The following is a 19,170-nucleotide window of genomic DNA, read 5'->3' as shown; positions in this document are numbered from 1 at the left end:
CTGGCAAGATGGGGAGTCCGAACCCCGTTTCGATTGGGAGGGCATCGTGAGCCTGAGCCGCAAGCGTCAGAAGGAACTCCGCCAGCTGCAGAGCGAGGCCGCCAAGCTGTGGGCCGCCCAGCAGGTCGTCGCCGGCGATGCGGCGAACGTCGCCCGCGAAGCCGGTCGCCAGCTCGACAACTTCCGTCGCGAGCAGGTGCTGCCCGCGGTGCAGGACGTCTACGAGCACCGCGTGGTCCCCGTCGTCGACAAGGGCCTCAAGATGTCCCGCGACGTCGTCGACCACAAGGTCGTCCCCGCGATCGGCGGCGTGGTCGGATCCGCTCTCACCGCCTGGGACATCGCCAACGCCAAGCGCACCGGCTCCCCGCGCCCCGCGCCCCGCGCCCTCGTGACCGTCGCCGAGCCGAAGCGCGGCCCCGGCATCGGTTCCGTGATCGCGATCATCCTGGGCGCCGCCGCCGCGGTGGGCGTGCTGGTCGCCGCGTGGCAGGCGCTGCGCGCCGATGACGAGCTCTGGGTCGCGGACGACCCGCTGAACGCCCCCGAGGCGTGAGCACCACCGCCCCCGAGCCCGGGGAGGAGACGCACGCCCGCGTGCGCGACGCCGCTGCGGCGCGCGACCTCGACATCGAGATCCGCCCGCGCCCTGCGGCGAAGAGCCTGCACGAAGCCGCGGCGCTGCTCGGACTGGATCCGTCCGGCATCGTGAAGACCCTCGTGGTCAAGAGATCCGACGACACGTTCCTGTTCGCGCTGATCCCCGGCGGTCGCAAGATCTCCTGGCCGAAGCTGCGGGCGCTGGTCGGCGTGAACCGGCTGAAGCTCCCGGATCCCGACGTGGCCTTCGCCGCGACCGGCTACGAGCGCGGCACCATCGTGCCCATCGGCAGCACGACCGCATGGCCCGTGTTCGCCGACGAGACGATCCGGGGCCGCCGCATCGCGATGGGCGCCGGAGCGCACGGCTACAGCCTGTTCGTCGATGCCGACGAGCTCATCCGCGCGTACGACGCGACGGTCGCCGACATCTCCGAACCCGAGTGATCCGCATCCCCCTCGCCTGAGCCCGGTGCCGGAGTAGCATCCGGACATGACGGATGCGCTGGAGACGTGGCGGGAGTTCCACGTCGCGATGCTCGGGGCCACGGCGGCCCTCGCTGGGCTCGTCATCGTCGCCGCGAGCGTGAACATCGACAAGATCGTGCTCGCCAGGTCGCTGACCGCGCGTCTGGCCGCCGCGATCGCCGGACTCGTGCTGGCGATCGTCACCTCGGGCATCGCGCTCATCCCCGGCCTCTCCTCCGCCTGGTTCGGCGCTCTCGTGCTGATCGTCACCGTGATCGCGGCGGCGTTCCAGGTGCACGCGGCACGGGCCCTCCGGAAGGATCGCGGGCACGGCAGCGTCGCCGCCCGGGCGGGTCTCGGGTTCCTGCCACTGGTCGCCTACGCGGTGGCGGGTGCGCTGCTGCTGTCCGGGCTGTCTTCGGGCCTCGTCCTCGCCGCGGCGGGCTCGCTGCTCGCGATCGTGGTGGCGATCGTCATCTCCTGGATCGCGCTGGTCGAGGTGCTGCGCTGAAGTCAGCCGAGCAGGCCGGCCATCCCCAGGGCGATGTCGACGAGCCGCACGCGCTGCAGGCCGCCGATCTCGTCCAGCCGGTACCAGGCGGCCATGTCGGTGGATCCGCTCTTCTCGAACCTCAGCCGCCCGCCCGTGATGCGCGCCCGGTACACGATGCGCAGCGTGTGCAGCGGGTCGGTGGCCCCCGGCGTCACCCGCCGTCGCGGCGGGATCACGCGGGAGTGGATGCCCAGCAGATCCTCGATGACCACCTTGTAGCCGGTCTCCTCGTGCACCTCGCGACGGGCGGCGACCTGCGGATCCTCGCCCGGCTCCAGCCCGCCGCCGGGCATGGTCCAGGACACGCGCCGGCCCTCCGTCCACCGGGCCAGCAGCACGCGGTCCGCATCGTCGACGATGACGGCGTATGCCGCGACCCGCATGTCCATGAGTCACACCCTAGGCGGTGCGGGCCGGTATGGCGCCGTCAGGTCGTCCTTCGTCCGCCGAGACGCACCTCGCGCACCTCGGCCGTGACGAGTTCCTCAGCCGGGACGGTGAGCGGATCCCGATCCAGCACGACCAGGTCGGCGAACAGTCCGGGGGCGAGGGATCCGATCTCGTGCTCGCTGAAGAGCTGCCAGGCCGCGTTGCCGGTGTGCGCGGCGAGCGCCTGCGCCCGTGCGACAGGAGTGCCCGCGGGCATCACCCGGCCGGCACGGGTGCGCCGGGTCTCTGCGACGGCCATGTTGCGCAGCGGCTCGGCGGGCGTCACCCAGCCGTCGTTGTGGAACGTCGCACGGTGGCCTGCGGCGAACGCGGCGCCGGCGTCCGCCCACGCTCCGCCGTGCTCGGATCCGAAGAGGTCGTCCACGAGCACCTCTCCCCAGTAGGTGATGTGATCGACGAAGAGGCTCACGGTGACGCCGAGCTCCCGGGCGCGCGCGAACTGGGCGGGCGTCATCGCGCCGACGTGCTCCAGGCGGAAGCGGTGATCGGTGAGCGCGTGCGTGCGGATCAGCCGCTCGTAGACGTCGAGCGTCTCATCGATCGCGAGGTCTCCGTGCGCATGGCAGGCGAGCTGCCACCCGGCGGCGGCGTAGGGCTCGGCGATCCCGTGGAGCTGCGCGGCCGTGTAGTTCGCCGTGCCGCGGTGCCCCGGCTCGAGCCCGAGGCCGCGGGTGGCCGCGGTGTCGAGATAGGGGAAGCTCGTGGCGATGTTCCCGATCCACGGGGATCCGTCGGTCCAGGTCTTCACGCCGACCTGGCGCATCATCGCATCGCCCTGCCCGCGCGGCGCCGGCGTGCCGCCCGGACGCGACATCTCGTACCAGCGCAGGCGGAGCGGCATGCGCCCGCTCGCGCGGAGCGCGTCGACCGCGGGAGACAGCGCCGGGTTCCAGCTGAGGTCGGAGACGGTGGTGATCCCGCGGCGGGAGAGATCGGCGAAGTGGGCCGCGAGCAGCTCGACGATGTCGGCCTGCGCGGCCTGCAGCAGAGGCGCGGCGACGCGCTCGACCGCACCTGCCTCGAGGGCCACCCCGTTCAGCTCCCCATCGGCGGCGCGGCCGAACGAGGCCCCCACCGGATCGGGCGTCGTGCGGTCCAGTCCCGCACGCCGAGCCGCCGCGGAGTTGAAGTACGCGGAGTGGCCCGAGTTGTGCACGATCACGAGCGGCGTGGTTCCGGCGAGCTCGTCGAGCAGGCGCAGATCCGGATCCGGGAGTCCGCGCTGCAGCAGCGCGTCCCAGCCGTTCGCGTACACCGGGGCGCCCTCGGAGGCGGCGAGCGCGGTGCGCAGCGCCGCCATCACCCCTTCCGCGTCCGGGATGACGACCGGCCGGAGGTCGAGCACGCGATCCGAGAGCAGCACTGCGGCGGTCCCCGGGTGTCCGTGCGGCTCGATGAGTCCCGGCATGGCCCAGCCGTCCAGCGGGATGCGCTCGGCGGACGGATCCTGCGCGGCGAGGTCGTCGATCGCACCGAGAGCGATGATCCGCCCGTCATCGCCGACGAGCAGCGCCTCGACGAGATCGGGAGCGGCATCGGAGAGCGGCCGGAACCGGCCCGTGAACAGCGTCGTCATGCGGCCATCGTGGCAGGTTCCCCGCCGGGGCGGATACTGCGGCGTGCTGGGTCAGGGCCCCGAGCGGATCGATCAGTTCTGAAGAAGCGCGGTCTCCGCGGCGTTCCTAGGCTGAGGAGCGTCCCGATACCCGGGCCGCCGACAGGAGGATGCCATGACCGAGAACACCGCCCCCGTGCTGACCGACTTCGAACGCGCCGCCGTCAAGGAGGCCGCGAAGGAGAGCCGCACGCGCGTCGCACGCAAGAAGGCGAGCCCGGAGGAGCTGCGCGCCGCGGGAGAGGCCGACGTACAGGCCAAGATCGCGGAGATGGACGAAGAAGACGGATCCCTTGCCACCGCTCTGCATCGACTGGTCGCGGAGAACGCGCCGCACCTCGTCCCCAAGACCTACTACGGCATGCCGGCCTGGGCGAACGCCGCAGGCAAGGTGGTCTGCTTCTTCAAGCCCAAGGCGAAGTTCAAGGTGCGCTACGCGACGTTCGAGTTCGAGTGGCCGGCGCAGCTCGACGACGGCACGGTGTGGCCCGTGTCGTACGCCGTGACGGCGCTGACGCCCGCGGACCTCGCCTTCCTCGGCGAGCGCATCCGCACCGCCGCGCCCGCGGAGTGACTCCGCTCCAGAACCCGGGCGCTGGGCGCACGAGCTGCGGCACGGCGCTCACTCTCCGCGCAGGTGCGCGGCCGTGAGCGCGGCCATCTCCTCGTCGCTGAGCTCGTCCAGCTGTCGCGACTCGCGCCGGTCGGAGCGGATCCACCGCATCATCAGGATCACGAGGATCGGCACGTCGACGATCTCGGCGATGAACCACAGGAAGTCACCGGAGAGCTGCTGATCGCGCAGCGGGTTCGGGAACCACAGCGGCAGCGCACCGGGCCAGGTTCCGGCGTGGTCGAAGACGACGGTCCCCAGCCGCAGCAGCACGCCCGGGATCGCGTCGAGCACGAGCTCCACGAACGCGAACATGAACTCGGCCACGATGAACAGGCTCGTGCGTGCGACGGTGTGCGCGGCGATCGGCAGCACCATGAGCAGTCCCAGCACGGGCACGAGCACCGACGCCACGCCCTCGGCGATCGGATCGATGCGGAGCACGGCCGACAACGGCGTGAAGAGCACCGAGAACACGAGGCACGTGAACACCGGCGCCATGATCGCGTTGCCGAAGAACTTCGCGAGCCACGAGCGCAGGAAGCCGTCGACCCGCGCACGGGGCCGCGTCGAGAGCACCGCGCGGGCGAGGGACACCGGCCGGCCGAGGGTGACCAGCACCGGGACGACGAAGAGCAGCAGGGCGATCCGGGTCGAGAACGCCCAGCGCAGCGCGGGGCTCCACGTTCCGAGGAACCCGAACGACACCACGGCGTAGGAGCCGAGGCCCAGCAGCAGATACATGAGCGTCAGCCGCAGCGGCCAGCGGTGCCCACGGCGCCGCAGCACCTCCACGCCGCCGAGATAGAGCGCGGCCGCGACGACGAGCACCGCGAGCGCGGTGGGATCCAGGCTCCAGGTGCTGAGGAAGACGGGGAGGGAGGGCGTGGCGGGATCCGATCTGCTGGTGCGGCCGCCGCGACGTTACGCCCGGTGGCTATGCAGAGGATGGGATCCGGTCCCAGAGCGTCTTAACGCGGGGTGAACTCTCGCGGTCGAGTGCGCGAAGACCCCTGTCGCGGCGGCCGTCGCGCGGGATGCTGACGATCATGAGCGCCGAAGTGCTGATCCTCGTCCTGGTGGTCGTGACCGCCCTCGGCTTCGACTTCACCAACGGCTTCCACGACACCGGCAACGCGATGGCCACGTCCATCGCCACCGGCGCTTTGAAGCCCAAGGTCGCCGTCGCTCTGTCCGCGATCCTGAACCTCGTCGGCGCCTTCCTCTCGGTCGAGGTCGCTGCGACCATCACCAAGGACGTGCTGACGATCCAGGGTCCGAACGGAGACCTCGTCCCGGGGCTCTCCCCGGAGTCGGCCATGATCATCATCTTCGCGGGTCTCGTCGGCGGCATCCTGTGGAACCTGCTCACCTGGCTGCTGGGTCTGCCCTCGAGCTCGTCGCACGCCCTGTTCGGCGGCCTCATCGGCGCCGGCATCGCGGGCGCCGCGACCGTCAACTGGGCGGGCATCGTGGGCAAGATCATCGTCCCCGCCGTGCTCTCGCCGGTCATCGCCGGCGTGGTCGCCGCCGTCGGCACCTGGCTCGTGTACCGCCTCACGCGCACGGTCCACGCCAAGCACCGCGAGGCCGGCTTCCGATGGGGTCAGATCGGCACCGCATCCCTCGTCTCCCTCGCGCACGGCACCGGGGATGCGCAGAAGACCATGGGCGTGATCGCGCTGGCCCTCATCGCGCACGGCACCCTGACCGGCGAGCAGATCCTGAGCGACGGCCTGCCGATCTGGATCATCGTGACATGCGGCGCCGCCATCGCCCTGGGCACCTACCTCGGCGGCTGGCGGATCATCCGCACCCTCGGCAAGGGCCTGGTCGAGATCGAGTCGCCGCAGGGCCTCGCGGCTGAGGCCTCGTCGGCGGCGATCATCCTGACCTCCAGCTCGATGGGCATGGCCCTGTCCACGACGCACGTCGCCACGGTCTCGATCCTCGGATCCGGCGTCGGACGTCCGGGCGCCCAGGTGCGCTGGGGCATCGCGGGCCGCATGGTCACCGCATGGCTGATCACGATGCCCGCCGCCGGCGTGGTCGGCGCGCTCTGCTACTTCCTCGCACACGGGATCGGCGGCCTCGCCGGAGCGCTCACCGTGTTCGTGCTGCTGATCGCCGCGGCCGCGCTTCTCTACGTGCGCAGCCGCCGGCAGAAGGTCGACCACCGCAACGTCAACGCAGAATGGGACGGCAAGGTCGTCCCCGACGCCGCCTCGCAGGGCGCGACGGCCTGAACCGAAGGACGGATGAGATGAACTTCGACATCGCGCAGATGGCGCTCTCGGCCGGCCGGGTGCTGCTGGTCGGCCTGCTTTTCGGCGCCGGCCTGCCGGCCCTGTTCGCGATCGGGATGCGGCTCCAGTCCGCCGGCACCGGGGAGGTCGACGGCGAGGCACCAGGCACACGCCGGCCCCTGCTCACCGTCGCCGGATGGATCCTGTTCGCCCTTGTGATCGCGGCGGTGCTCGCCGGCGTGCTGTTCATCACGCGGCTGAGCATCTACCACTACTTCGGGATCTCCCTGTTCGGAGTGGGCAAGTGAACGGCGGCGTCCTGGCGCGCGTGCTGGACTGGCTGCGCGCCGGCTACCCCGAGGGCGTTCCGCCCAAGGACTATTCGCCGCTGCTCGCCCTGCTCCAGCGCACCCTGACCGCCGAGGAGCTCACGGCGGTCGTCGGCGCGCTCGCGCAGCAGGAGACCGATCCCGTGCGTGTCTCGCAGATCCGCGCGGCGATCACCGAGATCACGGCCGCGACGCCCGGCGAGGACGAGGTGCGCCGCGTGGCCGCCCACCTGGCCGAACGCGGCGTTCCGCTGAGCACCAAGGCGCAGCGCATCGTCGGCGATCGTGCGATCCTCGCGGAGGCCGCCGCGGAGGCGGGCGGACCGGGCGCCTCCCGCGGCGGGGTCTCGGATGGATCGGGCGCTGCCGACCTGAGCCCCATCGCACAGGCGCTGCGCTGGCTCGGCGCCGGCTACCCCGACGGGATCCCCGCCCAGGACCGCGTGCCGATCCTCGCGCTGCTGCGACGCAGGCTCACCGACGACGAGGTGCAGGAGGTCTGCGCGGCCGTGGCGGCGCAGAGCGGCGCGGATCCCGAGATCTCCCTCGTCGACGCACAGGTGCTGATGATGAAGGTGCTCGGAGAGCTGCCCGGAGACGACGACGTGGAGCGCGTGCGCGCCCGCCTCGAGCAGTCCGGATTCACGCTGACCTGAGCGCGTCCGTCCGGCGTGTCGCAGGCGCCGCCGTGTGACGGGAATGTCTGTCCCGAAGGCGGTCAGAGGGCGGCAGGACAGACGTTTCCGCCCCGAACTGCGTGGTCCGGGACAGTTCATCCTGTTCTCGGAATATGTTCTCCCGGCACGCTGGTGCGGCCCCGGCGCGGCGACGTAGCGTGGAGGGGTGAGCACCCCGTTCCCCGCCTCCGTGTATGCCGCCCGCCTCGATCGCGCTCGTGCGCTGACCGCCGACGCGGGTCTCGACGCCATCGTGGTCGGCCCCGGCCCGGACCTCGCGTATCTCGTCGGCGTCGAGGGCGACACCATCGAGCGGCTCACCGCGCTGGTGATCCCGGCGAGCGGCGAGCCGACCGTCGTCGTTCCGCGCATGGAGCTCGCCAAGGTGCGCGACACCGCGGTGGGCTCGCTCGGGCTCGCCGTGTCAGACTGGGTCGACGGCGAGGATCCGTACGCCCTGGTCACCGCCGCGATGGGCGGATCCGCCGCGCGCTTCGGCGTCGCCGACGCGCTCCCTGCCCTGCACGTCGTGCCGCTCACCGTGCGCCTGGACGTGCGGCCCGAGCTCGCGACGCCGGTGCTGCGCGAGAGCCGCATGATCAAGGACGCGGCCGAGGTCGCCGAGCTGCGACGTGCCGGTGATGCCATCGACGCCGTGCACCGCCGGGTGCCCGGGCTGCTGCGGGCGGGCCGCACCGAGCGCGAGGTCGCCGCCGAGATCGCCGCGGCGCTCGTCGAGGAGGGGCATCGCACGGTCGAGTTCGTGATCGTCGCCTCGGGTCCGAACGGCGCAGATCCGCATCACGAGGTGTCGGATCGCGTGATCCAGGACGGAGACGTGGTGGTCGTGGACATCGGCGGCGCGGTGCCGAGCGGCTACAACTCCGACAGCACACGGACGTATGCCGTCGGCACGCCGGATCCCGAGGTCGCGCGACGCATCGCCGTGCTGGTGCGCGCCCAGCAGGCCGCCGTCGACGCGGTGCGCCCCGGCGTCACCGCGGAGCAGGTCGACGCCGCCGCCCGCGACGTGCTCGCCTCCGAGGGGCTGGCCGACGCGTTCCTGCACCGCACCGGCCACGGCATCGGCGTCACGACGCACGAGGAGCCGTACATCGCGCCCGGCAATGCGCTGCCGCTGCGCGAGGGGATGGCGTTCAGCATCGAGCCGGGGATCTACTTCCCCGGCGAGTGGGGCTCCCGCATCGAGGACATCGTCGTCGTCACCGCCGACGGCTGCACGAACCTCAACACCACCCCGCACGAGTTGACGACCGCGGGTTCCTGACGCCCGCGCTGCGCCCGCGCCGTTGGATCTCCCGGCGCGGGCGCAGGGGGCAGGCCCGCGCCGGGAAGTCTGTGTGTCGCGCCTCAGCGCACGCGGTCGAGAGCCTCGGGGATCTCCACGCGCCAGGACGACGGCGCCTCGGACGCGGGGGCCGCGGGAAGCACGCCCTCGCCGTCGGGGTGCGGGATCGCATCCAGCAGCGCTTCCGTGTACGGGTGCACGGGGTTCGCCCACACCACCGGAGTGGCCCCCGACTCGACGATGCGCCCGCGGTACATCACGGCGACGCGGTCGGCCATCAGGCGCACCACCGAGAGGTCGTGCGAGATGAAGAGCATCGCCGCGCCCGAGGCGACGCAGAGTTCGCGCATCATCGCGGCGACCGAGGCCTGCGCCGACGCGTCGAGCGCCGAGATCGGCTCGTCGGCGACGATGAGGTCGGGCTTGGCGGCGAGCGCTCGGGCGATCGCGACGCGCTGGCGCTGACCTCCGGAGAGCTGGTACGGGTAGCGGTTCTCGAGGGCGGGAGACAGGCCGACGGCCTCGAGCCAGTGCGAGGGCGCCTCGGTGTCGACGCCGCGGGCGCGGGCGGCACGCGACCCCTCGGCGATCTGCTGCGCCACGCGGATGCGCGGGTTCAGCGAGGAGTTCGGATCCTGGAACACCATCTGGATCGCCGTGAGCTCCTTGGGCCGGGTGCGAAGACCCAGCGGCTGCACGGGACGGTCGCGGTACAGCACCGTGCCCCCGGCGGGGCGCTCCATGCCGATCACCGCTCGCGCGGTCGACGACTTGCCGCAGCCGCTCTCGCCGACCAGAGCGAGCACCTCGCCGGCGGCGATGTCGAACGAGACGCCGTCGACGGCGCGGAACGCCGTGCGCCCGCCGTACTCGACGACGAGGGAGTCCACGTGCAATACCGGCTTCTGATCGCTCATCGGTTCTCCTCCGCATCGGCGTCGTGCACGTCGGCGCCGCCGACAGGACCGTCGACGAGCGAGTCCTGCGCATCGGGCATGGCCGCCAGCAGCTCACGCGTGTAGGGATGCTGCGGATCCTGGAAGATCTGCGTCCGGGACCCTGATTCGACGATGAGCCCGCCGCGCATGACCGCCACCTCGTCGGCGATCGCGCTCATCACGCCGAGATCGTGGGTGACGAGCAGCACGGCCAGGTCGCGCTCGGTGGCGAGGTCGCGCAGCAGGTGCAGGATGCCGGCCTGCACGGTGACGTCGAGCGCCGTGGTCGGCTCGTCGGCGAGCAGCACCTCGGGCTCGCAGGCCAGGGCGATCGCGATCGCGATGCGCTGACGCTGCCCGCCGGAGAACTGGTGCGGATACTTCTGCAGGGCTTCCTCGGGGTTCGGCACCCGGACCAGGGCGAGGAGCTCGGCGGCGCGCCTGCGCGCCTCGGCGCGGGAGAGCCCCAGATGCGCGCGCATGCCGTCGGCCAGCTGGGAGCCGACGGTGATCTGCGGGTGCAGGCTCGCCGAAGGATCCTGGAAGACCATCCCGATCCGCTTCCCGCGCACCGTGCGATAGCCCCTGCCCGTCATCCCGACGAGCTCGGTGTCCGCACCGAGCATGATCGATCCCGACGCGGTGCCGCCTGCGGGCAGCAGACCGAGGATCGCCATGGCGGTCATGCTCTTGCCGGATCCGGACTCTCCGGCGAGACCCTGGATGCGACCCGGCACGAGGTCGAGCGAGATGCCCTTGACGACCTCGGTGCGGTTGCGTCTGCTCTGGCCGAGCTCGACGCGCAGATCGCGGATCGCGAGTGCGGTGCTCACTTCGACTCCCTTTCGGTCGCTCGGTGCATGCGCGCTCATGCCGCCTGCCCCGTCGCCGCGGCGGCCGACACCGCGGTGGGAGCCTCCGCCTCCCGCTCGCGCGCGGCGAGCGGGTCGAGGGCGTCGCGCAGCGAGTCGCCGATGAAGTTGAACGCCATCACGATGCTGAGGATGGCGAGGCCGGGGAACAGTCCGAGCCACCAGGCCGAGGTGTTCTGCATCGCCGCGGCGATCATCGTCCCCCACTCCGGCGTGGGCGGCTGCGCACCGAGGCCCAGGAAGGAGAGGCCGGAGAGCAGCAGGATCGCCGTGCCGATGTCGAGCGAGGCGAGCACGAGTACCGGACCCGCGATGTTCGGCAGCACGTCGCGCGCCAGCGAGCGCAGCGGCGAGGAGCCGAGCAGGCGGCCGGCGACCACGTAGTTCTGGGTGCGCAGTCCCAGCACGAGCGACCGCGTGATGCGGGCATACGGAGGCCAGGCGACGATGATTCCGGCGATCACGGCGTTCATGATCGACGGGCCCAGCGAAGCCGCGATCACCATGGCGAGGATGACGGTGGGGAACGCCATCACCATGTCGGTGATGCGCATCAGCACCTCGTCCACCCAGCCGCCGAGGTAGCCGGCGACCGCGCCCACGATGGTGCCGACGACCATGGCGCACACGACGAGCATGAGCGCGAGCGGGATCGTGGTCTGGGCGCCGAGCAGCAGGCGGGAGAAGACATCGCGGCCGTTCACGTCGGTGCCCATGATCGCGTCGCCGCTCGGGGCGGCGAGCCGGGGCAGGTCCTGCGCGAGCGGGTCGTGCGGCGCGATCCACGGAGCGAGGATCGCGACGAGGATCCAGACGAGCGCGATCACGGTGCCGACGAGCGCGAGCGGGGTGCGCCACGCGCGCGGCAGCCAGGAGCGCCGGCGCTTCGGCGCGAGCTTCTCGGGGATGACGAGGTTCACGACAGCCTCACTCGCGGGTCCAGGACGCCGTAGAGCACGTCGACGACGAGGTTGATGACGAGGTAGATCACGCCGACCACGAGACCGACGCCGGTGACGGCGAGCAGGTCCAGGTTCTTCGACGCGTTGTACGCGTAGGTGCCCAGGCCGGGCCAGGCGAACACGGCCTCCACCAGCACGGTTCCGGAGAGCAGGCTGCCGAACGCGATGCCGACGAGGGTGAGGATCGGAAGCGCCGCGCCGCGCAGGACATAGCCGATGACGACGCGTCGACCGCTCAGGCCCTTCGCCCGCGCCGCGCGCGCGTAGTCCATGTCGAGCACCTCGAGCACCGAGGTGCGCACGAAGCGGGTGAGCGTCGCGATGGTGAAGAGGCTGAGCACGAGCACCGGCAGAGCCAGGTGGCTGGTGGCGTCGAAGAAGCCGACCGAGTCGCCGTTGAGCAGGTAGTCGATCGTGTAGAACCCCGTGATCCGGGGCGGCGGTGTGATCGTGGGCGAGATCCGGCCGGATCCCGACACCCAGTGCAGGTTCATGAAGAACAGCTGGTAGCAGAGGATCGCCATCCAGAAGGTCGGGATGCTCAGACCGATCAGGGTGACCACGCGCACCACCTGATCGGTGGCCTTGCCCCGGCGGTACGCGGCGAGCGTGCCGAGGACGATCGCGACGGCGAGGCTGACGATGATCGCGTAGAACGCGATCTCGCCGGTCGCCGGCACGGCCTTGGCGAGATCGGCCGACACCGGGCGTCCGGTCGTCATCGAGGTGCCGAGGTCGCCCTGCAGCAGATTGCCGACGTAGCGGAAGAACCGGATCCAGACGGGCTGGTCGAGGCCGTACTTCTCGCGGAACGCCGCGACCGTCGCCGGGTTCGACGACGCGCCCTCGCCGAGGGCGGCGCGCACCGGGTCGCCGGGCACGATCACGGTGAGGGAGAAGGTGACCAGCACGATCCCGAACAGCAGGATGACGCTCGTCACGGCCCTGCGGGCGAGGAACCGCAGCAGGGTGTGCTGCGACTGCCTCGTCCTTCGGGTGGCGATGGCTCGGGTCTCGGACAAGATCGGCGCTTCCGGGTCTGCGGGTCTGTGTCGGCGTTGGTGCTGCGGGGGCCGGATGCGGTTCCGGCCCCCGCAGGGCTCACTGGGCGGGGTGCAGCGTCCGCAGGTCCAGCGTCCAGGTCACGTTGTACTCGAGACCGGCGACCTTGGTGGAGCTGGCGAGGTTGATGCCGGGCACGATCAGCGGCACGAACGGGCCGGACTCCTGCATCGCCTTCGCGTAGTCGCTGAACGCCGCGTTGCGGGCGTCGACCGTCGTCGCGTTCTGCGCCTTGGTCACGAGGTCCGCGATCGCGGTGTCGGCCTCGGCGGGCCAGCCGGCGCGGAGGCCGACCTTCTGGCCCGGGCCGAACGGCAGGAACGACGAGGTGTCGGCGTAGTCGGGGCCCCAGTACCAGAGCGAGAACGCCTCCTGGGCCTTGACGTAGGGCTGCACTTCGGTTGCGAACGGCGCGGGGGCGAGGGTCACGTTGATGCCGACGGCCTTCAGCTGCTCCTGCACGCGCTCGGCGACCGGCGTGAACTCCACACCGCCGACCGGGTTGTCGTTCGGGAACTGCAGCTTGACCTCCTGGCCGGTGTAGCCGGAGGCGGCGAGGGCGGCCTTGGCCTTGTCCAGGTCCTGCTTCGCACCCGACTTGTTCGCGCCGGGGAACATGGGCGGGATGACGCCGGTGGCCTGCGCGGATCCGGATCCGGCGAGCTCGAGCAGCTTGTCGTAGTCCAGCGCGTAGCGCACGGCCTCCGCGAACTTGGGGTTGGCGGTCACGCCGCCCACGTTCTTGTCCTGGTTGATCAGCAGGAACAGCGTCTCGGCGGAGGGCGCGGAGTCGACGGTGAAGCCGTCGCCGAGGTTCTTCACCTGGTCGCCGGAGAGGTCGACCGCCACGTTCGAGTCGCCGCCCTTGAGGTTGGTGAGCTGCGTGGAGGACTGCGAGATGTTGCGCACCACGATCTTGTCGTAGGCGGGCTTGTCGGCGCCGTCGTACTTGTCGTTCTTGACGAGCACCACCTGAGTGGTGAGGTCGAGCGACTGCAGCTTGTAGGGACCGGATCCGGCCGAGTTGGCGTCGAGCCAGCTCTTCGCGCCGTCCTTGTCGTCGGTGGTGCCGCCGTTCTTCTTGACGACCTTCGAGTTGAGGATCGCGAGCGACGGGTTGGTGACGATCGCGGGCAGCTGCAGCGACGGCGTCTTGGTCGACAGCTTCACGGTCTTGTCGTCGACCTTGGCGACCGTGATGCCGGCCATGAGGAAGTTCGCCTTGGAGTCGGTGATGCCCGCAACCCGGTCGAGCGAGAAGACGACGTCGTCCGCGGTCACGGGGGTGCCGTCGGAGAAGGTGCGGCCGTCCTGGATCGTGAAGGTGAACTCGGTGGCGTCCGCGTTCTGCTTCATGGTCGCGAGGTCGGGCTTCGGGGTCGTCGAGTCGGCTCCCTGGAACGTGAGCAGGGTGTCGTAGACGGCGTGCAGCACCATGTTCCCGGTCGGCACGTAGTTGCGACCGGGGTCGCCCGTCTCGAGGGAGAACGCGGTGTCGACCACGAGCGTGCCGCCCGAGGAGGAACCGCTGGAGTTGTTGCTCGCGGAGTTGCCGCCGGAGCAGCCGGCGAGCGCGATGGCGGCCGCGGCGATGAGCGCTGCGGCGACGTGGCGATAGGAACGGGCCACGGCTTTCCTCCTCATTGAAAAATGGACAGGTCAGACGACCGGATCGGGTTTCCCGGCACTATATCCGACCGTTCGCGACGATTTCGAGCAATCCATTGTCACGCTTCCATCACTACGGCAATATGTCCAGCATGACCGAAGATCAGCCCTCCGCGTCTGGACGATCCGCGCCCGCGATCGACGAAATCGCGTACGACATCCTCCGCGCGCTGCGTCGCAACGGACGGATCTCGATCGCGGCGCTCGCCCAGGAGGTCGGGATCTCGCGGGCCAGCGCCTACTCGCGCGTGGAGTCGCTGACGCGCGCCGGCATCATCACGGGCTACACCGCGGAGGTCGACACCACCCGGCTGGGGCTCGGCGTGAGCGCCCTGGTGTTCTGCACCATCCAGCCGCAGTCGTGGACCTCGTTCCTGCAGGCGATCGGGGAGATGCCCGACGTCGAGTCGGCGATGGTGATGACCGGGGAGCACGACGTGATGCTCCTGGTGCGCAGCGTCGACATGGAGCGCATGCAGTCGCTCGTGATCGGGACGATCGCCGATCGGCCCGAGGTCACCAAGGTCGAGACCGCGATCGTGATGGGCGAGGTGTTCCGGCGGCCGTTCGTGCTCCCGGACGAGATCCCCGAGCGCGCCGCGATCGGCGTCGACAGCGGCCTGATGCGATTCACCCGCACCGACGGCAGCCGCGGCACCCGCGTCTGATCCCGCCCGGGACCGCCGGCGCGTCGGGGTCAGACCTGCACGCAGACGCTGACGTGATCCACGCCGTCGACCGCGAAGTCCTCGATGAGACGGATCCGGCCGTCGTCCGACTGCTCCGCCCGGCTGACCGCGTCCCCGCGCACCACGGTGCCGTCGCTCGCCAGCGCATGTGCGAACGAGACGCGCACCTCGGCCCCGGCCACCTCGCCGACGAAGCGGCCCTCGGTGACCGTGTCGCCCGTGTACTCGCCCCAGATGAGGCTGCCGTCCTGGTGGTAGTCGAACGTGGTGGGGGCGTCGGAGTCGACGGCGCTCGCGGTCGAGGAGACCATGGCGAAGCGCAGTCCATCGAGGGAGAGGGTGGAAGGCATGACGACGAGTATGGACCCGCGCACGGGCTTCCGCGCAATCCCGACGGGAGCGCAGGCGGCCCCGGTCCGGCTCGTCCGCGCACTCCGGAAGGAGCTCGGCGGCGCTCTCCGAATGACAATCGTCCGGGCCCGGAGATCTATTAACAGGTTCATCCACATGTGGATTACTCGGCGAATGCGGAAATGGTCCGGCGCACCCGTCCCCGATCGGAGGGAGCTTCGGTATACCCGCTGTTCACCGGCTGTTTTCCGAGGGTCTCGGACCGGGACTCCTGCAGGATGCGGAGAGTGTGATCCGGTCATTGCGATCATCCCGCGCGCACTGCGCAAACGCCTCGGGACGCCGCGTCAGGAAATCCTGCGGAAGAGCGCATTCCCGGCTGCGGCGAATGCGCTTCCGACCGACAGGATAGCCGTGCCGCCACCCGCGTAGGCGATCTGGAGATGGCTGCCGTGGTTCTGCACGGTGATGAAGATGATCACGAAGGCGACCGCCGAGGCGATCGCACCGGCTCCCGCCACCCACCACAGCACCCGCAGGGATCGCGCCGGCGGATCCGCTTCCGGCACTCCCCACAGCAGCAAGGCGATTCCTCCCAGACAGCCGCATACCGCGACGAGCATGAACGCGGCGACCACATCGCTGGGTCGGTGCCACTGCTCGATCACGAGGCCGATGCCCGTCAAGACGGCGAACGCGCCGCCGATGATCGCGGCCAGCGGCCGCCAGCGCGACGGGCTCACGACGAAGACCGCGAACCCCGCGGCGGCGGCGACCGTCGCATGCCCAGACGGGAATGAATTGTCCAGCAGGTCGGTCGCACCGGTCGCGGCCCGCTCCAGGAACACGTGCTTCGCGAGCTCCGCGGCGATCACCGCGACGACGCCCGCGCCGAGCGCGACCACCAGATGCCGGAAGCGTCGCGTCACGAGCCCGATCACGAGCGTCGCGAGGATCCCGCCGCCGACGGCGACGGTCGGCACGTTCCCCAGGACCATGCCCATGAACTTGTAGACCGCGTCGTGCTGGGCGGAGGCGCCGACGAACGCCCGCTCATCGACGATCTGCCCCACGTAGGTGCGCACGAAGAACAGGTAGGTGACGACGAAGGAGGCCGCGAGCACCACGGCGGCGAGGGCGAACCGTCCTATCCCACGTCTCTCCGCCATGGATCCATCTTGCCGGGTCCAGCTGTGCGGTCGCTCACCACTCGCTGCGGTCGTGCGCCGCGCGCAGGTCGCGGACGGCGCGCGCGTCGTCGTACGTCGCGACTCCGCCGCGCAGCAGGACGCCCCGCGGAGCCGAGGCTCCGGCCCGGGTCTGCCCGGAATCCACCGGTGCGACGGGTTCCGGCGTCTTCTGGTCGCCGTGACGCCCGCGGGCGGTGTCGAGCAGGGGCAGGGCGATGTGCACGAGGGGTCCGATGCCGAGCGCGAACACGACCGTGCCCACCCCGACGGTGCCGCCGAGCAGCCACCCGATCGCGAGCACGCTGACCTCCACGGACAGGCGGGACACCCAGATCGGCCATCCGAGCCGCGCGTTCATCCCCGTCATCAGACCGTCACGGGGACCGGGTCCGAAATGGGCGCCGATGTAGAGCCCGCTGGCGAGCGCGACCACCACCACGCCGGCGAGCAGCACGAGCACTTGCGCGAGGAGGCCGTGGACGGGCGGGATCACGGTGACGGTCGCCTGGATCGCGGTGCCGACGAGCAGCACGTTCAGGAGGGTGCCGAGGCCCGGCTTCTGCTGCAGCGGGATCCACAGCAGGAGCACGAGCACGCCGACGATGTTCGTGATCCAGCCCACGCCGATGCCGGTGTGCCGGGACAGGCCCTGGGCGAACACGGTCCACGGATCCACACCCAGACCGGCGATGATCATGAGGCCGTCTCCCACGCCGTAAAGCACGAGACCGACCAGCAGCTGCAGCACCCTTCTTGTCATGTCTCCATGATCGAGCACAACTGGACTGTTGCGTTCAGTCCAATCGTCCTAGGCTGGCCTCATGGACTCCCGGCTCTCCGCCCGTGCCCTCGTCGATCTGCTCGGGCTCTGGCGCACCAGCGAACCCGCGTTCGACGCCCTCGCGGACGCCATCCGCCTGCTCTGCCTCGACAATCGCATCGCGCCCGAGACGGCGCTGCCCGCCGAACGCGAGCTCGCCGCGGCCCTGGGCGTGAGCCGCACGACGGTCGCCGCCGCGTACCGCGCGCTCCGCAGCACCGGGCACATCGTCAGCCGGCAGGGATCCGGCAGCGTGACCCGGCCGCTCGGTCGCACCACCGCGGCCCGCTGGTTCGACCGCGAGGGGATCGATCTCCAGCAGGCGAGCCCGCCCGCCTGGCCGGGACTGCCCGGGGTGATCGCCGAAGGCGCGGCGTCGGCGACCGCGCTCGTCTCCCGCGCGGGCTACGACATCCTCGGTCACGTGGAGCTGCGTTCGGCGATCGCCGATCGCTACAGCCGGCAGGGGATCCCGACGAAGCCCTCGCAGATCATGGTCACCACCGGTGCGCAGCACGCCCTGAACCTCATCGCGTCGACGCTGCTGCGGCGCGCGGATCGCGTGCTGCTGGAGACCCCGAGCTACCCGCATGCCATGGAGACGTTCCGCCGGGTGGGCGCGCGGCTCGTCGGCGTGCCCGTCGAGTCCGGGCACGGCTGGGATCTGGACCGCGCCACCCAGGCGTTCGCGCGCACCCGCCCGATCCTCGCCTACCTGATGCCCGATTTCCAGAATCCCACGGGGTGCTCGATGAGCTCCGAGGAGCGGGCGGTGTTCGCACGCGCTGCGCACGATGCCGGATCCATCCTCCTCATCGACGAGACCACCGCCGACCTCGCCATCGACCCGCTGCCGCGCCCGCAGCCGCTCGGCACGGGCAGCTCAGCGACGATCCGGGTGGGCTCGCTGGGGAAGTCGGTGTGGGGCGGATTGCGGATCGGCTGGATCCGCGCGGCGGACGACGTGATCCGCAGGCTCCGGGCCGCCCGCACGACGCACGACCTCGGCACCCCCGACCTCGAGCAGGCCGTGGCCACCCGGGTGGTGCAGCGGCTCGACGAGATCCTGCCGCAGCGCGCGTCGCTGCTGAGGGACGGCCGGGACGCCCTCGCCGCCGCGCTCGCCCGTGCCCTGCCGGAGTGGACCGTCCCTCGCGTGCACGGCGGGGTGGCGCTCTGGGTGGGACTGGGGGAGCCGCTCAGCTCCGCCCTCGTGATCGACGCCGCCGCGCACGGGTTGCACCTCAGCGCCGGCGGGCGCTTCGCCGTCGAGGGAGGGCAGGAGCGGCACCTGCGGATCCCCTTCACCACCGAGCCCCGGGAGCTGGAGCGCGCCGTCGACATCCTCGCCGCGTCCTGGGCGCGGGTGACCGCGGGCGCCCCTCGCATCTCGCCGGTCGCGGCCCTCGCGGAAGCCGTGGTCTGACGCTCCGCGTGCACTGCCCCAGAACGAGGAAACGGACCCGGTTGCACCGGGTCCGTTTCTGAACTGTGGAGCCTAGGAGATTCGAACTCCTGACATCCTGCTTGCAAAGCAGGCGCTCTACCAACTGAGCTAAGGCCCCGTGTCGCTGACGACGGGTTTCGACCGAATGAGCGGATCCGATTGCTCGGATCCGCTCATGTGTCGGTGGGGCTACCAGGACTTGAACCTGGGACCTCTTCATTATCAGTGAAGCGCTCTAACCGCCTGAGCTATAGCCCCGTATCAACCTCCAAGACTTTACCCGACGGCGGCGCGATCACGAAATCGAGCCC

At 70.8% G+C, this 19,170-nt stretch carries 21 protein-coding genes and 2 tRNA genes; 10 read left to right on the top strand and 13 right to left on the bottom strand.

Annotated elements, in window-relative coordinates:
* Positions 1-46: 46 nt before the first annotated feature.
* Genes RL72_RS07735 through RL72_RS07725 form a run of 3 tightly spaced genes read left to right on the top strand, consistent with a single transcriptional unit; the run spans position 47 to position 1,579 of the window.
* On the top strand, positions 47-556 hold the full coding sequence (locus tag RL72_RS07735) for a hypothetical protein (RefSeq protein WP_045250240.1): 510 nt from the start codon (positions 47-49) through the stop codon (positions 554-556).
* Positions 553-1,047, top strand: a complete 495-nt coding sequence (locus RL72_RS07730; RefSeq protein WP_248700415.1) for an aminoacyl-tRNA deacylase — start codon at positions 553-555, stop codon at positions 1,045-1,047. The genes RL72_RS07735 and RL72_RS07730 overlap by 4 nt, the downstream gene beginning before the upstream one ends.
* A gap of 46 nt (positions 1,048-1,093) precedes the next feature.
* On the top strand, positions 1,094-1,579 hold the full coding sequence (locus tag RL72_RS07725; protein ID WP_045250239.1) for a hypothetical protein: 486 nt from the start codon (positions 1,094-1,096) through the stop codon (positions 1,577-1,579).
* Between the two features lie 2 nt (positions 1,580-1,581).
* Here the strand turns inward: RL72_RS07725 and RL72_RS07720 are convergent, their stop codons facing one another.
* Both RL72_RS07720 and RL72_RS07715 read right to left on the bottom strand, forming a co-directional pair.
* Positions 1,582-2,010 carry an NUDIX hydrolase gene (locus RL72_RS07720; RefSeq protein ID WP_045250238.1) on the bottom strand — a complete coding sequence of 143 codons (429 nt, stop codon included), beginning with the start codon at positions 2,008-2,010 and terminating at the stop codon, positions 1,582-1,584.
* 38 nt (positions 2,011-2,048) lie between these two features.
* Complete coding sequence (locus RL72_RS07715; protein ID WP_045250237.1) at positions 2,049-3,647, bottom strand: amidohydrolase; 1,599 nt, start codon at positions 3,645-3,647, stop codon at positions 2,049-2,051.
* Between the two features lie 154 nt (positions 3,648-3,801).
* On the opposite strand from RL72_RS07715, the gene RL72_RS07710 reads away from it, so the two are divergent.
* Positions 3,802-4,260, top strand: a complete 459-nt coding sequence (locus tag RL72_RS07710) for a DUF1801 domain-containing protein (protein WP_045250236.1) — start codon at positions 3,802-3,804, stop codon at positions 4,258-4,260.
* A gap of 48 nt (positions 4,261-4,308) precedes the next feature.
* On the opposite strand, the gene RL72_RS07705 is transcribed toward RL72_RS07710, so the two are convergent.
* Complete coding sequence (locus RL72_RS07705) at positions 4,309-5,130, bottom strand: cytochrome c oxidase assembly protein (protein ID WP_082072250.1); 822 nt, start codon at positions 5,128-5,130, stop codon at positions 4,309-4,311.
* Positions 5,131-5,348: 218 nt separating this feature from the next.
* Here RL72_RS07705 and RL72_RS07700 point away from each other — a divergent pair, with 218 nt between their 5' ends.
* The 4 genes from RL72_RS07700 (at position 5,349) to RL72_RS07680 (ending at position 8,839) form a co-directional block, all read left to right on the top strand.
* Entirely contained in the window at positions 5,349-6,545 is a 1,197-nt protein-coding gene (locus RL72_RS07700; protein ID WP_045250275.1) for an inorganic phosphate transporter, read from the top strand.
* Between the two features lie 17 nt (positions 6,546-6,562).
* Entirely contained in the window at positions 6,563-6,853 is a 291-nt protein-coding gene (locus RL72_RS07695) for a hypothetical protein (protein ID WP_045250235.1), read from the top strand.
* Positions 6,850-7,530: a DUF3349 domain-containing protein gene (locus RL72_RS20220; protein WP_248700414.1), complete on the top strand. Its 681-nt coding sequence runs from the start codon at positions 6,850-6,852 to the stop codon at positions 7,528-7,530. The genes RL72_RS07695 and RL72_RS20220 overlap by 4 nt, the downstream gene beginning before the upstream one ends.
* 187 nt (positions 7,531-7,717) lie before the next feature.
* A complete protein-coding gene (locus RL72_RS07680; RefSeq protein WP_045250234.1) occupies positions 7,718-8,839 on the top strand; it encodes a M24 family metallopeptidase in 1,122 nt (373 codons plus the stop codon).
* Between the two features lie 83 nt (positions 8,840-8,922).
* Here the strand turns inward: RL72_RS07680 and RL72_RS07675 are convergent, their stop codons facing one another.
* The 5 genes from RL72_RS07675 to RL72_RS07655 all read right to left on the bottom strand — a co-directional run bounded on the left by RL72_RS07675 (position 8,923) and on the right by RL72_RS07655 (position 14,323).
* Positions 8,923-9,777 (bottom strand): ABC transporter ATP-binding protein, encoded by an 855-nt coding sequence (locus RL72_RS07675; protein WP_045250233.1) that lies wholly within the window; start codon positions 9,775-9,777, stop codon positions 8,923-8,925.
* Entirely contained in the window at positions 9,774-10,631 is an 858-nt protein-coding gene (locus RL72_RS07670) for an ABC transporter ATP-binding protein (protein WP_248700413.1), read from the bottom strand. Before RL72_RS07670 ends, RL72_RS07675 begins: the two co-directional genes overlap by 4 nt.
* 35 nt (positions 10,632-10,666) lie before the next feature.
* Entirely contained in the window at positions 10,667-11,590 is a 924-nt protein-coding gene (locus RL72_RS07665) for an ABC transporter permease (RefSeq protein ID WP_045250231.1), read from the bottom strand.
* Positions 11,587-12,654, bottom strand: coding sequence for an ABC transporter permease (locus tag RL72_RS07660; protein ID WP_248700412.1), 1,068 nt, complete (start codon positions 12,652-12,654; stop codon positions 11,587-11,589). Before RL72_RS07660 ends, RL72_RS07665 begins: the two co-directional genes overlap by 4 nt.
* 79 nt (positions 12,655-12,733) lie before the next feature.
* On the bottom strand, positions 12,734-14,323 hold the full coding sequence (locus RL72_RS07655; RefSeq protein ID WP_091477888.1) for an ABC transporter substrate-binding protein: 1,590 nt from the start codon (positions 14,321-14,323) through the stop codon (positions 12,734-12,736).
* A 131-nt stretch (positions 14,324-14,454) separates the two neighbouring features.
* Here RL72_RS07655 and RL72_RS07650 point away from each other — a divergent pair, with 131 nt between their 5' ends.
* On the top strand, positions 14,455-15,030 hold the full coding sequence (locus RL72_RS07650) for an Lrp/AsnC family transcriptional regulator (RefSeq protein ID WP_248700411.1): 576 nt from the start codon (positions 14,455-14,457) through the stop codon (positions 15,028-15,030).
* A 29-nt stretch (positions 15,031-15,059) separates the two neighbouring features.
* Here the strand turns inward: RL72_RS07650 and RL72_RS07645 are convergent, their stop codons facing one another.
* The 3 genes from RL72_RS07645 to yczE all read right to left on the bottom strand — a co-directional run bounded on the left by RL72_RS07645 (position 15,060) and on the right by yczE (position 17,352).
* Complete coding sequence (locus tag RL72_RS07645) at positions 15,060-15,401, bottom strand: avidin-fold protein (RefSeq protein ID WP_245762949.1); 342 nt, start codon at positions 15,399-15,401, stop codon at positions 15,060-15,062.
* A gap of 348 nt (positions 15,402-15,749) precedes the next feature.
* Positions 15,750-16,571 (bottom strand): phosphatase PAP2 family protein, encoded by an 822-nt coding sequence (locus RL72_RS07640; protein WP_045250228.1) that lies wholly within the window; start codon positions 16,569-16,571, stop codon positions 15,750-15,752.
* A gap of 34 nt (positions 16,572-16,605) precedes the next feature.
* Positions 16,606-17,352, bottom strand: a complete 747-nt coding sequence (gene yczE, locus RL72_RS07635; protein ID WP_346218188.1) for a membrane protein YczE — start codon at positions 17,350-17,352, stop codon at positions 16,606-16,608.
* A 61-nt stretch (positions 17,353-17,413) separates the two neighbouring features.
* Between yczE and yczR the strand changes: the two genes are divergently transcribed.
* Complete coding sequence (gene yczR, locus RL72_RS07630) at positions 17,414-18,838, top strand: MocR-like transcription factor YczR (protein ID WP_045250227.1); 1,425 nt, start codon at positions 17,414-17,416, stop codon at positions 18,836-18,838.
* Positions 18,839-18,904: 66 nt separating this feature from the next.
* Here yczR and RL72_RS07625 read toward each other — a convergent pair.
* Both RL72_RS07625 and RL72_RS07620 read right to left on the bottom strand, forming a co-directional pair.
* Positions 18,905-18,977: transfer RNA gene (locus tag RL72_RS07625), tRNA-Ala, on the bottom strand.
* A gap of 66 nt (positions 18,978-19,043) precedes the next feature.
* A tRNA-Ile gene (locus RL72_RS07620) sits at positions 19,044-19,117 on the bottom strand.
* Between the last annotated feature and the right edge of the window lie 53 nt (positions 19,118-19,170).

It is taken from the genome of Microbacterium azadirachtae (genome assembly GCF_000956545.1).
GTDB classification, from domain to species: domain Bacteria; phylum Actinomycetota; class Actinomycetes; order Actinomycetales; family Microbacteriaceae; genus Microbacterium; species Microbacterium azadirachtae.
The sequence above is the reverse complement of the archived record's forward strand: the minus strand, read 5'-3'. Positions and strand labels throughout refer to the sequence as shown.